Source organism: Nocardia sp. NPDC058518 (assembly GCF_042719655.1).
In the GTDB taxonomy this organism is placed as follows: domain Bacteria; phylum Actinomycetota; class Actinomycetes; order Mycobacteriales; family Mycobacteriaceae; genus Nocardia.
Map to the genome: position 1 here is coordinate 1 of NZ_JBHXNJ010000037.1, position 13357 is coordinate 13357.

A 13357-nucleotide genomic window follows, 5' to 3' on the forward strand; every position below is an offset into this window, starting at 1 on the left:
TGTTTAATCTGGGCTTTCGCCCGCGGGGGCGCCCCGCCCCCCCCCGGCGGGGCCCCCCCCCCCGCGCGGCCCCCCCTCCACTCACGTCCCAGAGAGGTACGAACATGTCATTGTGGTCTCCGAAAGGATCGCCCCGCACGATCGATGTACTCGTGGTCGGCGGAACCTGGAATCCCGGCGGCGACGGTGTCACCGGTGCCTTCACCGACGCGCTGAACAAGGCGATGTTCACCCCCCGGATGGTCCCGTATCCCGCCGACTACGGGTCGCACGTGAGCTACGCCGAGAGCGTCGCCGAAGGTAAACGTGCTCTGCTTGCCGCGATCGATCGCTCACCGAATCCGGTTGTCTTGGCTGGATATTCGCAGGGTGCGGCGGTTGCGGGTGACCTGGCGGCGGAGATCGGCCGCGGTGAACATCCGGGTCGTGAGGTTATCGCCTGCGCGCTGATCGCCGATCCGCGTAGACCGGCGGGCAAGTACCTCGGCGACACCGACCCCGGCGGCTACGGCGTGGTCGGCGAGCGACCGATCGACGGCATTCCCGCCTATTGGGCCGCGGCACCCGGCGATCCCATCACCGCCCTGCCCGCGGGAAATCCTCTGCGGACCATCGCGGATCTGAGTGCCTTCTTCAGCTTCGCCAGCGCGAACTCGGCGATCCGATGGGCGCAGCGAATGCTGGACACGGCTACTCGAAAGCAATTGCAGCGCTGGTGGTCTCCGTCGAACTGGAGTCACTGGACCGGAGCTGTCGCCTACGCCCGCGGCTACCTGTTCGACGGAAGGCACACCAGTGACTACGTCCGCTACGGCCACGCCCGCGCACTCGCCCAGGCGCTGAACCGCGATGTCGCCGAAGGGCGCATCTGAGACCCGCGAAAACCTGTGGGAAGGAACACATCATGAGAATCAGCAATACCCCAGAACCCGCGCTGGTCAGGTCGGTACTCGTCGCTGTCACGGGTGTCCTCGCGTATCTGCTCGGTCGCGAGATCGATGCCGCGTGGATCGAAACATTGCTCACCCTTTACGGATTGGCGACGCCGCTGATCGCGGGCGCACTCATCAGACCCGCTGTTACCCCGGTGTCCGGATCGGTGGGTGAACCGGATGGCATCGTGGTTAAGCCCTGAATTCGTGCAAGCGACCGGCATGGCCCTGGCCACCGTGATCGGCGCGGTGACAGCGTGGCAGGCCCGCGAAGTCGCCAAGTTGCGCGAGCGGGTGGTGGCGCTCGAGGAGCAGGCCGCCGACGATCACCTCCGATTCCGCGACGCGATCCGTCTGATCCGCGCACTTCAGCGCCACATCGACGAACTGCTCGGCTTCCTGCGCCTGCACGTCCCAGGCATGGAGCCCCCGGTGGCGGATTACAAGATCCCCGCCACCCTCCAAGAAGAAATCTGACGGCGACCCCGCCGTTCCCGAACTGCATGCGGTCGGCCCCCGGAGAACACTCGACACGGTGCGGGATTCGAGCCCGCCGCATGCCGCGCTCCTGACGCGCCCGTCTCCCGCAGGTGGTCTGCGGTCGTAGACGTCGCCGCTGCGTCAGGAGCGAAGGTCCCGCCCTCGGCACTTCCCCTCGTCCACGAGGGCGGGACCCCGAACCTTCACTCACACAAGGAGAGACCATGGGCTGGACAGGAGACCCGGTATGGCTGGCCGACGTGCTGCGCGCTGCCGGGCTGGATGTCATCGAACACGAAGGCTGGCGCGACCGAGGCCACGGCGACTTCCGTGACCTGCGCGGCGTGCTGTGCCACCACACCGCGGGCGGCGGCAAGAACGACTGGCGCATCGTCCAGGATGGCCGCGCCGACCTCCCCGGCCCCCTCGCCCAGCTCGTCCTCGAACGCGACGGCACCTTCCGCGTGATCGCCGCAGGCGTCTGCTGGCACGCAGGCCGCGGCTCCTGGCCCGGCTGGCCCACCGACAACGCCAACTACCACGTGATCGGCATCGAAGCCGTCTCCCGCGGCGACGGAACCGACTGGACCCCAGCCCAACTCGACGCCTACAAGCGCGGCTGCGCGGCCATCCTGGCCCGCATCGGCCGCGACGCCGAGGACTGCGTGGCCCACCGCGAGTACTCGCACGAAGGAAAAATCGACCCGGCCGGTATCGACATGGACGAGTTCCGTTGCGAGGTACAGGCATTCATCGACGGAGAGGACGCTCCGATGAGCGCAGCCGAAGTAACCCAGATCCAGGATTTCATCACCGCGTTCTGCGGTCCGATCGGCACCGACGTGAAGGACATCCGCGAGCAGCTGTGCGGTAGCCAGCAGCGAGATGCGGGCATGTTCGCCGGCTGGGAACAGCTCGACGGCATGACCGTGGTCGATGCCTTGGCCGACATCCTGGACCGCCTGAAGGCCCTCGAAGCGCCCGCACCTGAGAGGAGGTGAATTCCATGCTTCCTGTCCTCCTCGAACTGCTCGAGCTGGCCATGCTGCTCGCTCCGGTGATCCTGCCGCTGCTCGGCCTCTGACGAACTATCCGACACGAATTTTGGAGACGATGATGGCGCCTTCCGACGCCGGAGAAGATGCGGACGACATCGTCGGCGCCGGCATCTTGGCCGTTGAAATCGAGGTGAAGCAGTGACTTCGCCTTATCCCAGACCTGGGGAATTCCCCGACTTCGAGAGGTTTCTGGTCGACCTGCTCGCACCGATCGCGACAACATTGACGACCTTGCCCGCCTCGGGCGACCTAGTCGTAGCGCAGTACCCGTTCTTCTGGGTCCGTCAGATCGGTGGCAGCACCGACATCAACGAGATCACCTACACCGCGAAGGTGAGGGTAACCGCCGTCGCGTCCGACCGCGCCGGTGCTCAGACGGCTGCTGGTCAAGCACGCGTGTCGCTCCTGTCTTCGCCAGGCAAGTCGGTCAACGGGGTCCTGGTCGACTGGGCAGAAGAGATGACACCTGCCGAAGTCAAATACTTCCCGCCGACGCTAACTCGGAGCCAAGGCGCGGCTGACCTGCCGAACCTCGACCCCGTCAGCCAACTCGTAGAGCTCGGATTCACAGTCCAAGCCCGGCGCCAGAGCTAGCGAAACACGAAGAAATCAACGAAATGGAGAGAAAATGCCCGCAACCAATCTGACCGCGATCAAAGATGCTCAGCATGAGCTGCTCATCAAGCCGCTCGATGCCGCGGTCTTCCTGGCGCCCTGGTACACCCCCGTGCCGACTGCGTTCACCGACGCGTCCAGCGTGCTGCAGACGCTGCCTACCGCATACAAGTCGGTCGGTCTGATCGACAAGAAGACCGGCATCGCGTTCGCCCGTGGCATCACCGCGTCCCCGATCGAGTCCTACGGTGAACTGCAGCCGTCGCGCAACGACATCACCAGCGACATCAGCACCATCGAGTTCGAACCGCAGCAGACCAACGCGCTGACGCTCGCTCTGACCACCAACGCCAACCTCGACCAGGCCAGGGCGAACGCCCAGTCCGGCGAGGTGTTCTTCGCGCAGCCGACCGCGGAGCAGATCACCTACTACTCGGCAATCGTCATCGCCAAGGACGGCAACGACGCCGCCCCGGTCTACGTGTTCAAGGTGATGCCGAAGGTCGCGGTCAGCAAGTACGGCGGCGAGCAGTGGACTTCGGCCAACCTGATGTCCCAGAAGGTCACCCTCACCGCTTTCAAGGACGACACCGCCGGCTACGCCGTCGCGCACGGCTTCGGTGGTCTGGGCTGGAAGCGCCTGCTGACCAAGGCGGGCATCGCCACCGCGACAGCCTGATCGGCCCAGCGGAACCCACGATGGGCGTGCGCAGCGATCCTCCGGCCTGCGTGCAAGCCCAGTACAGCACTGGTACCGGAGGAGATATGCGAGGAAGCAAATGACCCCCACCGAGTACCCGGTCTTCATGACGGATGGAACCAATGAGTACGTCGTCAATGACGCGACCCAGTACATCAACGCGGTCTTCAGCCTGGGCCACCGCCTGGCGGAGCCTGCCGACCAGTCCCTGAAGTCCGACCAGTAATTGCCCACCTGGGCGGGATCGTTCCCGTCCGATAGTTGACCGGAGAGCCCATATGGCAGCCACCACCGAGAACAATGACCAGCGCAACCAGTCCGCCCGAGATGCGGGCCGCTTCTTCGAGATCCAGCAGGAGCTCAGTAGTAAGCGCCGTGGTCCGTATCGGCTCACCGAGGACATCCTCATCCAGCCGATCACGCGTCGACAGATGCGTGCGATCCGCGCCGAGCAGGACGAGGACAAACAGCTGGCGATCGTTCTCGGCGAGGACTACGAAGCCGTGGAGGAACTATTCGCCGATCGTCCGGTCGACGAGTGGCTTGCCTTCCAGGAAGACCTGAACGCCTTCTTCTTCGGCGAAGGTGCCACGGAGCTGCCGGGGGGATCTCAGGGCTCGTAGAGTTCTGGGACCGATTCGGTGCCGCGCTCGAGTTCGACCTGTTCGAGCGCGGCATCGATGTCCGAGACTGCTTCGGGCCCAGTGAAATCCGTACCCGTGATTGGCGCACGATCTGGCGTCTCAAAGATCGACTCCCGCTCGGTTCTCACTACAAGACAGCGTTGTCAACCGATCGCCCACTAGCCGAGCTGTTCCTCCGCGACGAAAGCACAGACACGCAACCTGACGAAGTCAACGGGGACGCCCGAGGATTCACAGTCGACACCTATCTGCTGATGACGATCGTGGACAACCTGCAAGCCGTTCAAGCAGCCGTCATTGCCGCAGCCGGCGTCGATCCGCCGCCCGTCGTGCCCTTGACGCGACCGACGACAGCGTTGGAAGAATTGCGCGAGGAACGCCGACGTCGCGGCCTCGAATTGTTGATCGCGCAATTCTGTCCGTTGACTCTCAATTGACGGTGTAATTAGAAATCATCGTCGGGCTCTGGCATAATCGGGAAATTCAAATACCAGCCATTCGTCAAACTCTCTCGCGCGCTCCGGAGAGTCTATCCCGGTATTGAACCCTATGGGCTTGCGTAGATACCATCGCATCAATTTTCTCGTTAGTTTGTATTCTCCAATAGTGGCCAGATGTAAGGCAACGCCGCGCACAGTGGTCGGACTGATGTTGAGCCAAAAACGATCGACCCGTTCTCGATGTTTTGCGACCCTGAGAAGTTTCGCGCTGCTGTCACGTTCGGCCGCCCATTTTATGGCGCGCGTTACGAAGGTCTCGGAAAATTCATTGCAGACAGATTCTACGTCCACGCTTCGTGCAACAATAGATCTATTCCGTTTCTCCTCTGGCGTCCACAGGTGTATAGCCGAATCGATCGAGAATCGCTTGATTGGAAGTGAATCCGCGAACTCTACGGGCATCGATTGAAATTTGGCCACTACCAGTTCCGAGACGAGATGGATAATCCCATCTAGTTGGATAGCGCTGCCGCGACCAATGCCCGATGAAATCACCTCGATAGCAATACTGAGGTTGTGCGGGAGCTGGCGGTCCCATACGAACCATCCTGTATCCGGACCCCGAGGGTTCGGTTTCAACGAAAAACCACGCGCATCCATACTGGACATCAGATGTTTGTCGATCGCTCGATCCAGCCGCGATCCCCCTGAGGAACTCATGAGCTCATGATACCGGGCGAAGATAAAAGCAAACCGCGCTACTATGACTCCATGACTCAAGAGTTTTTGACGCGACTGATAGCTGATATCGAATCAGAGTTCTCCCAGATCGGATATGTGAGAAATCATAGACCAGATTGGCCGAGCGATGCCATCAACATGGCCGACGACCTAGTCGCAACAGTTGTGCTGGTCGGCGGCGAGTCAGACATCGCCAACCTACATCGGGCTTTTTGGTTCGATATCGGAAAGCGGTCGTTGAATCGATACGAGATTTCGGGTCGGATCAGCTTGATTTCATGTGACGTTGCAGATCTCTGGAACCGGTTGCCGGGGCCGGCTCAGCTCGAGTGGAATTTCAAAGCTCGCATCGCCGGCACTGTCGATGAAGTGAGCTTTAATGATCCAGGATTCCTAGGTGTTATGGGTGTTGTCGTTTCTTCCGATGAAACGTATCCCGCGCACATCGCCGGTAAGCTACGCGACGTGGTTTCTGTGCGGAGCGAGGAGTGGTTCGATGAACGAGCCGACTTCAATAGCCTTCTCGCTGTTGTGTCCCGGCGTGAGAAGGTAAAAGGAAAATTCGCGCGATGGAATATCAGCCCGGTGCCAATTCGTACAGCGCTGATGCTGGGCGTAGTTAATGGAGAGTATCGATCTGTATCGAGGACGATCCGTTGGTACAGTGGCCGACCGGTGGGTATGAACACTCTTGATTCGGTCAGGCGCGTCATGGCATTGAATGAATTCTTCATAGAAGAGTCCTCTGGCTATAAGGACTATTGCATTCGTAACCCTTTTCGTAGAAGGCTATTCGCAAGGAGTTGAGTAATGGCGCCTATTGAGCGTGAGGACGGTATTGCCGCAGGCGTGTCCGGTCTTGTCGGGGCAGTCTATGGGCGCGACGCGGTCGCTGATCGACTGGGTCGACAGGTTTGGGAACGGATTCCAAAGTTCGATCCACGGTTCGTCAAGAAGGCCGGTCCTGAGTTTCAGGGCATGCCCGCGTTTCCCAAGTATGACAGCAGAGTTGGAAAACTGTACGGAGAAACCCTCCAACGAGAATTGTACAGTAGTTGGAATAATCATTTGTTGCCGGGCGATCGCCCAGTAAGTATGCCTGATCCTGAATCCGGGAAAGCGTACAGGCCGGACGTCCCCGCATTACGTAACACGGGACTTTTTGGACGTAAAACTTCACTTGTTGTTGGGGAATCCAAGACTTCATGGACGCCATATCCGCAACAGGTGGCGCTATCGAAAATTCCAGGCATACCGGCCTGGCTTAAAGGCCGGCCAGAGACAAAAGGCTACACTCCCAATCAATTATCGGCCTTTTCGGAAATTCGGCGGGGCGGCGTCAAGCTAGGACCGTCTCGGAGCACAGCACTCGATAACGCATTGGATGATGCGCGCAAGGGCGGTGTATTGCAGGCAAAACCGTCACCACCTCTATATTTTGCTCATGGACCTAGTGCGGGTAAGGATAATCGTTGGCGAAATTTGAATGTCGATCGAACTGAGACGGCTCGCTGGGGTACACATTTTTTGCCCACCCCGCGGCTGGCGGCCCAGGCTGTATCCAGGCTTCGCGCGGAAGGCATGAATTCTTCCGCAACTGGCAAGGTAGTGGCAAATCAGTTGGACACCGTTGCGGAGAAGAATACACCCTTCCGTCGGGCTGGCGGTACCGCTCAGTGGGCAGCGTCAAAGGTGACCGGGATACCCTCCCGTGCAGGTGCAAATTTTGGGTCCTGGGTCGCTAATACAAGGCCCGGACAGGCGACAGTCGGAAGAATCTCGACGAAGGTCGAAGATTTTGGCCTAAAGGCCGGGAAGTCTGCGCCCGTCAGCACCGTAGCGAAGTTCGCTGGATCGCCTGTCGGTAAGGCTGGTGGCAAGTTGCTGGGGCCAGTTGGTACTGCTCTGGCGATCAATTCTGATGTGAAGAATGGCGAGTCGGTCAAGAAGGCGGTGGTGACGAACGGGATTGGGTTGGGTGCTTCGATTGCTGCGGGTGCGGCGGTTGGCACGATGATTCCGGTTCCGGTTGTGGGTACTGTCGCCGGTGCGGTTGTGGGTGCGGGTGTGGGGATCGTTGCAACTGGTGCTGCCAAGAAGGGTTGGGACTGGACGGCCAAAAAGGCGAAGAATTTGTTCGGAAAGAAGAAGATGGCTGATGGTGGGCCGGTGTTCGGCGCCGGTTCGTCTATCGGGGATATGATTCCGGCGATGCTTTCGCATGGTGAGTATGTGGTTAATGCGGCTTCGGCGGGGCGGTTCAAGCCATTGTTGGAGTCGATTAACAAAGGGCTTCCAGGGTTTGCTCCGACGGGGATGAATCCGGCGATGTCGTCGGTTTTAGAGAAGGCTTCGAGTGGATTTGGGGACGCAGCTAACGCGTTTGTGTCCGGACAATCTGGTGACGTGATGAAGACGTTCGGATTGAAGGGCACGCCAGCTGCGATGAGGGCGGGAACTCAGGCGACTGAGTTGTTGAATTCGGTCGGGCCACAGGTAGGTTCGTTGGTGGGGTCCGCTGCTAAGCAGATAATTCCGGCGAAGGCGCTGGTTGCTTCGGGGATGGCCAAGGGCGGAGCCGTGGACCAGTCGATGACAATCAACTTGCAGACTCCGGATCTTGATACTGCCTTCCAGAAGTCGAAGACGTTGGAGGCGCAGCGGGCGTTGACTTACGCCGGCCGCTGGTAGTCCACTCGAGCCACGGTTCCGTCTAGCCAGGAATGGCTATCTGACATTAGCGTCCGGTGGGACCCGTTACTGCTCGCGTGGTCACTGAATCAGGTAAAAGATTATGAGCGAGACGACCATAATCAAGATCGCCCAGAATGCCTGCGTCAACGTAGCGGAGGCCCAACCTACGGTGCTGCGGCCGGGTGTCCAGCCCGACTCCGCCAGTTCAGCCGCGATCAGGTCCCGCACCGGTTGTTCTCGGTCTCGATCGCGTGGCCAAGGGGCACCTCCCTCTGTCGGCCACCAGTGCTCGATGGTTCGGGCGAACCGGCGCTTCTCCTCGAGGATCAAGGTGAAGGAGTAAGGCGTTCGCTCATGATTGTGGTCGTACGGCCGCGCGACGTGTAGCTCGTGACGGCCGACTGACCGGACCTCGAAGGCTGGGTGGCTGGTGAGCGCGAGCCGGAGCCGTTGCTCCAACTCGCTTCTCGCGGAGGCTATTTCGTCGCTCATGCCCATAGCGTACTGCGGTGCCTTATGCGTGGGAAGCGGAAGGTTGGACGAGCACGCACGGTGTCGAGAACATCTTCGGGTCACTGAAATATGAAGCGCTGAGGGGACACCACTGTATAAGTGGATAACAAGGAGTCGAGATAGATGTGGGAAGAAATCCCTGGCGAGCCATGGAGCTTTGAGAAGCCGAAATGGGGTGTGCATGGAAAGGCGGAAGGGAAGAGTTACAAGCCGGGATACGAGCGAACTGATGCTGACACAGGTAAAGCTCTCAAATCCGGCCCTAAGGTCGGCAAGGAGGGACTTGAAAAATGGGGCGGCCACGACTTCTTCAATCGGACGTTCTATTCCAAATCGGGTGGTCGTGAGAATGCGCCGTGGACCAACAAGGCCGGATTGGCGGTCGGAGCTGGAATTGAAACTACGGAGGGCCTGGAAAAGGGAAAACCTGGCATTGATTGGGGGTTGAAGGCGACGGCCGGAGCACGGATCGGAGGTCAGATCCATCAGACGGATAAGTTCGATATGCTCGTAAATGGGCAAGCGGGCGTGCTCGCTGAAGCTGGCGGAAAACTGCGAATGAAGCATTGGCAGGGAGAAGCAGGGCTAGAAGCATTCGCTGGTGCAAAGGCTGGTGGCGACCTTACCTTGGGGAAATGGGGTCTCGGCGGTACTGTCGGAGCTGAAGCATGGGCGGGAGCAGGTGCCGGAGCTAAGGCAAAATTTGGTTGGGATAGCGATACTCGAAAATTCGAGATCGGTGGAAGTCTCGGCGTCGCGTGGGGCCTCGGCGGGAAGGTCACCGGTGGTATTTCTATCGACCCTACGAAGGTTTATCAATCGGGCAAGAACCTGATGGGATCTGGCACGGCCGTTGCGAAGCAGATAGGGAACGTCTCACCTGCAGGTGTGGCCAAAGCTGTGACCGCAATGCCCAGTACGAAGGTTGTTGCGACGGGTGTCGGTAAGGCAGCGAAGGTGGTTGCCGCAATGCCCAGTGCGAAGGCTGTTGCGACAGGTGTTGGCAAGGCGGCGAAGGTGGTTACCGCGATTCCCAGCGCGAAGACTGTAGCGGCCGGTATCGGCAGTGGAGCGAAGGCGGTTGCCAAGGGCGGCATTGGTTCCGCCGCTTCCAGTGTTGCCGGAGCTGCTGTGAGCAAAGCTGCCCCGGCGGTCAGCAGCGTTGCTGGTGCGGGAGTGAAGAAGGTTGGGCAGGCGAAGAAGTGGCTTGCGAGTAAGTTCGCGGCGGGTGGTCCTGTTGCTGGGAGTGGGTCGTCGATCGGTGACATGATTCCGGCGTTTTTGTCGAATGGTGAGTTTGTTGTCAATGCGGCTTCGGCGGGGCGGTTCAAGCCGTTGTTGGAGGCGATCAACAAGGGTGTTCCTGGTTTCGCGCAGGGGGTGATGGGTGCGACGTCGATGTCGGGGTGGGCTGGTGATCAGGCCAAGAAGGCTTTGGAGCAGTTGCAGGGTGGTTCTGGTGTGAAGGTCGGGAATCCTGCGTTGTCGTCGGTGTTGGATAAGGCTGCTGGTGGGCTCGGTGACGCGGCGAGTGCGTTCGTTTCGGGTCAGTCCGGCGATTTCATGAAGACGTTCGGTGTGAAGGACGGGGTGCCTGCTGCGGCGCGGGCTGGTGCGCAGGCTGTTGATTTGTTGCGGTCGGGTATGGATCCGTCGATGGTTAAGTCTGTAGCGCAGCAGTCGGGTTCGATGGCGCGTTTGGTGGCTAAGCAGGTGATGCCGGCGAAGGCGTTGGTGGGTGCTGGTGTTGCTGGTGGTGGTCCGGTTGATCAGTCGATGACGATCAATTTGCAGACTCCGGATCTTGATACTGCGTTCCAGAAGTCGAAGACGTTGGAGGCGCAGCGGGCGTTGACCTACGCCGGCCGCTGGTAGGAGTTCGAAACAACTCTCTGGTCTAACTGTTCGCCCGCATCCAATCAGGATGTGGGCGATTTGCTTTCACTATGAAATGAGGTGTATCAGCGTTGTCTACTGCTGCGTTGATTGAAGTCGAAGGGGTCGACGGTTCGCTGTGGACCCTCTCTGGTGCAGGTCAAGGGCGTGAGGGTGTTGAACTCGGCACGTCGCCTACCGGGCTGTACGACGCCCCTGTCAAGACGATCTGGAATTCATCCGCGTTCCAGATCGGTGCCACATTCGGCGGTGCGACCTGGCAGAAGCGCGACGTCGTATTCGGTGTGAATGTGTTCGGTACGCAATCCTCGAACTGGGAGAGCACCGACTCTGCATGGCGAAAGGCGTGGGCGTACGACCGGGACTCGAAGCTGATCGTCACAACCGAATACGGTTCGCGAACACTGCGTCTTCGCCTGTCCGAGCAGCCTGAGTTCAAGCCTAAGCGTGACCCGCACTCGAAGGGTTGGAGCCAGGTCACCATGACCTGTACCGCAGGTGTCCCCTGGTGGATCGAAGAGGATGTCACTGCGACCGCGGCATCCACGATAGATACTCGTCCAGACGGCGCGTCCGAAACCTTGTGGGTGCCCGTCTCGAACCCTACTGACCAGCCGATGTGGTTGCGGTGGGTAGCTTCCGCGCCGGGAATGTGGACGTTGCCGGACTTCTCGTGGAAGGTAGACAACGCCGCCAACCGTGTGATCACTATGCCCACCCTGACTAATGGTCAGGACATCACTGTCGACACCGACCCGATGCAGGAGATGGTGGTCGCGGCGGACAACAGTTCGGTGTGGGCTCGCATGAACGGCCGAATGTTTATGCATTCGGTCCCGCCGTGGACCCCGGAAGTGCAGGTCCCGGTTACCGTCAAGGGCGCACCGGCCGGCGCTATCGTGCAGGTTCGCTGTCCCCGCAACTGGTCGCGCCCGTGGGGGCTTCAGTGACTGATCCATCAGCCAGCAGTCGCATCGACGATATCTATGAGAAGGCGCTCGCGGTCCGCACGCAACGCCGCGACCTGCGCGTATCTGCGCCGCTGATCCGTCTTTGGGACGGTGACTGGAATCTGCGAGGCATTTCCCACGCCGAAGTATCCGGTGATTTCAAGTGGTTGTTGAACGAGTCGGGAACGGGGCAGCTGGTTCTCCCGGCCGACCACTACCTGGCGAAGTGGATCATGGATGCGCGCGGCCGGAGCACCCAGAACGTCCACGTGACCGTGGACAAGGACGGCGCGCGATGGGGCGGCCGGATGAAGACCGCGACGTTGAAGAAGACCGAGACCGGCTTGAAAACCGTAGTCGTTCAGTTCATGCACGACTACGAGGAACTGAAGTACATCCAGGTATGGAGCAATCCGCTGCTACCTGCTGTGTTTCAGTTCCCGAAGGTCTTCATGCTGGCAGGCCCCTCTGTGTGGTGTCTGAAGCTGTCACTGTTCCTCAACATCCTCCGTAAAGAGGCGAGCCTATGGGCCCTGCCCGACGATCCGCTGGACCCGGAGCAATGGTTCAACTTGGATCAATCGCGGTGGTCGATGGTGGTTGCCCCGAGTGACTTCTTCTCCGATACATCGATCTGGACGATCATTTCCTCTCGGTGGAAGACGTGGCACGACATGGCGGCGCCCACCCTCGACGACGCGCATCTGATGGTCACTTGCCGTCGACATCTCGCAGGTGATCCGCCGCCGTGGCCGGGCGCGAACCTCCGGCACGGTTGCCTGATCTTCGACATCGTCGACAAGTCCGGCTACTACACGGGGACCTCCGAGGGCGGCACTGTGCTCGACGGCCTTGTGCACACGGTGCAGGAATTCGTCAACGACATGGCAGAGCAGGAGCCGAACTACCTGCCCGATCCCAACGCGCCCGAGGAATACCGGCGCACGGATTGGCTCGGCACACTCCCTTCGAACCCGTGGGTGGTGTACCGAGAGAACCAGTACACCGGGATCCAGACCTCCGAGTTCACGATCTCCCCGGCCACCGCGGTGCAGATCAACTGTGGCGGCAACAGCATGCCGGGTGTGAACGAAGCCATCTCGGCGATGGTGCAGATGGTTGGAAACCTGACATCGACTGTGACAGTGAGTATTCCGATCATCGGCGGCGCCGGCGTAAGCCTGCCTCCGATGGGTGGCCCACTGGACACATTTCTCAAGCCGCTGTACAGCGACACGATTCTGGCCTGGATGTCCTTCAAATCCCCACTACGACCACCCCGGATGGGCTGGTCGCACTATTTCGAGCGGTTCCAGACCGGTGCTGACAAGGCATACACGCTGTCATCATTGCTTTCGATCCGAGCAGGACTGTGGGCCACGCGGGCATTCTCGTCCCACAAGATCACGATTGCCGATGGCGCGCCGTACTTGATCGGTGAAGGCGGACGTGGCCACTTTTTCCTGGGAGATCGCATCGGTGCCACGGTCGAGGGAATGCCGGCCGGGGAGATCTTCGTCGAGCAGGTGACCGCGCTGGACTTGACCTGGTCCCGCGGTGCCACCCCATCTTGGCGCATCACCATCGGCACCGACAAAGCCCTCGAAGATCCAGTGGTCAAGTCCTTGCGCCACGTGCAAACCATTATGGGCGACCTGCAAATGCTCGGCGTTATGTAGCTCGTTATCCAGATC

The 13357-nt window shown here is 60.2% G+C and carries 15 protein-coding genes; 13 read left to right on the forward strand and 2 right to left on the reverse strand.

What is annotated here, in order from left to right; genetic code table 11:
- Positions 1-104 precede the first annotated feature (104 nt).
- The 8 genes from ACFWPX_RS35460 (at position 105) to ACFWPX_RS35495 (ending at position 4866) form a co-directional block, all read left to right on the forward strand.
- Complete coding sequence (locus tag ACFWPX_RS35460) at positions 105-872, forward strand: alpha/beta fold hydrolase (protein ID WP_378933015.1); 768 nt, start codon at positions 105-107, stop codon at positions 870-872.
- A gap of 32 nt (positions 873-904) precedes the next feature.
- Positions 905-1135: a hypothetical protein gene (locus ACFWPX_RS35465; protein ID WP_378933018.1), complete on the forward strand. Its 231-nt coding sequence runs from the start codon at positions 905-907 to the stop codon at positions 1133-1135.
- A complete protein-coding gene (locus ACFWPX_RS35470) occupies positions 1113-1409 on the forward strand; it encodes a hypothetical protein (RefSeq protein WP_378920377.1) in 297 nt (98 codons plus the stop codon). The genes ACFWPX_RS35465 and ACFWPX_RS35470 overlap by 23 nt, the downstream gene beginning before the upstream one ends.
- Positions 1410-1636: 227 nt before the next feature.
- Positions 1637-2413 carry an N-acetylmuramoyl-L-alanine amidase gene (locus ACFWPX_RS35475; RefSeq protein ID WP_378933021.1) on the forward strand — a complete coding sequence of 259 codons (777 nt, stop codon included), beginning with the start codon at positions 1637-1639 and terminating at the stop codon, positions 2411-2413.
- 195 nt (positions 2414-2608) lie between these two features.
- Positions 2609-3064: a hypothetical protein gene (locus tag ACFWPX_RS35480; RefSeq protein ID WP_378933024.1), complete on the forward strand. Its 456-nt coding sequence runs from the start codon at positions 2609-2611 to the stop codon at positions 3062-3064.
- A gap of 34 nt (positions 3065-3098) precedes the next feature.
- A complete protein-coding gene (locus ACFWPX_RS35485; protein WP_378933028.1) occupies positions 3099-3764 on the forward strand; it encodes a hypothetical protein in 666 nt (221 codons plus the stop codon).
- Between the two features lie 299 nt (positions 3765-4063).
- Positions 4064-4408 carry a hypothetical protein gene (locus ACFWPX_RS35490; RefSeq protein WP_378933031.1) on the forward strand — a complete coding sequence of 115 codons (345 nt, stop codon included), beginning with the start codon at positions 4064-4066 and terminating at the stop codon, positions 4406-4408.
- A gap of 161 nt (positions 4409-4569) precedes the next feature.
- Positions 4570-4866: a hypothetical protein gene (locus ACFWPX_RS35495; protein ID WP_378933034.1), complete on the forward strand. Its 297-nt coding sequence runs from the start codon at positions 4570-4572 to the stop codon at positions 4864-4866.
- Positions 4867-4881: 15 nt separating this feature from the next.
- On the opposite strand, the gene ACFWPX_RS35500 is transcribed toward ACFWPX_RS35495, so the two are convergent.
- Entirely contained in the window at positions 4882-5589 is a 708-nt protein-coding gene (locus ACFWPX_RS35500) for a hypothetical protein (RefSeq protein WP_378933037.1), read from the reverse strand.
- A 51-nt stretch (positions 5590-5640) separates the two neighbouring features.
- On the opposite strand from ACFWPX_RS35500, the gene ACFWPX_RS35505 reads away from it, so the two are divergent.
- Both ACFWPX_RS35505 and ACFWPX_RS35510 read left to right on the forward strand, forming a co-directional pair.
- Complete coding sequence (locus ACFWPX_RS35505) at positions 5641-6417, forward strand: hypothetical protein (RefSeq protein ID WP_378933040.1); 777 nt, start codon at positions 5641-5643, stop codon at positions 6415-6417.
- A 3-nt stretch (positions 6418-6420) separates the two neighbouring features.
- Complete coding sequence (locus ACFWPX_RS35510; RefSeq protein WP_378933042.1) at positions 6421-8301, forward strand: hypothetical protein; 1881 nt, start codon at positions 6421-6423, stop codon at positions 8299-8301.
- Between the two features lie 81 nt (positions 8302-8382).
- On the opposite strand, the gene ACFWPX_RS35515 is transcribed toward ACFWPX_RS35510, so the two are convergent.
- Positions 8383-8796, reverse strand: coding sequence for a hypothetical protein (locus ACFWPX_RS35515; protein WP_378933045.1), 414 nt, complete (start codon positions 8794-8796; stop codon positions 8383-8385).
- Between the two features lie 144 nt (positions 8797-8940).
- Here ACFWPX_RS35515 and ACFWPX_RS35520 point away from each other — a divergent pair, with 144 nt between their 5' ends.
- The 3 genes from ACFWPX_RS35520 to ACFWPX_RS35530 all read left to right on the forward strand — a co-directional run bounded on the left by ACFWPX_RS35520 (position 8941) and on the right by ACFWPX_RS35530 (position 13342).
- The gene (locus ACFWPX_RS35520) at positions 8941-10692 is read left to right on the forward strand and encodes a hypothetical protein (RefSeq protein ID WP_378933049.1); all 1752 of its coding nucleotides are present in this window, start codon (positions 8941-8943) and stop codon (positions 10690-10692) included.
- Between the two features lie 107 nt (positions 10693-10799).
- Positions 10800-11663, forward strand: coding sequence for a phage tail protein (locus ACFWPX_RS35525; RefSeq protein ID WP_378933051.1), 864 nt, complete (start codon positions 10800-10802; stop codon positions 11661-11663).
- Positions 11660-13342 carry a phage tail protein gene (locus tag ACFWPX_RS35530; protein ID WP_378933054.1) on the forward strand — a complete coding sequence of 561 codons (1683 nt, stop codon included), beginning with the start codon at positions 11660-11662 and terminating at the stop codon, positions 13340-13342. The genes ACFWPX_RS35525 and ACFWPX_RS35530 overlap by 4 nt, the downstream gene beginning before the upstream one ends.
- Positions 13343-13357: the final 15 nt, after the last annotated feature.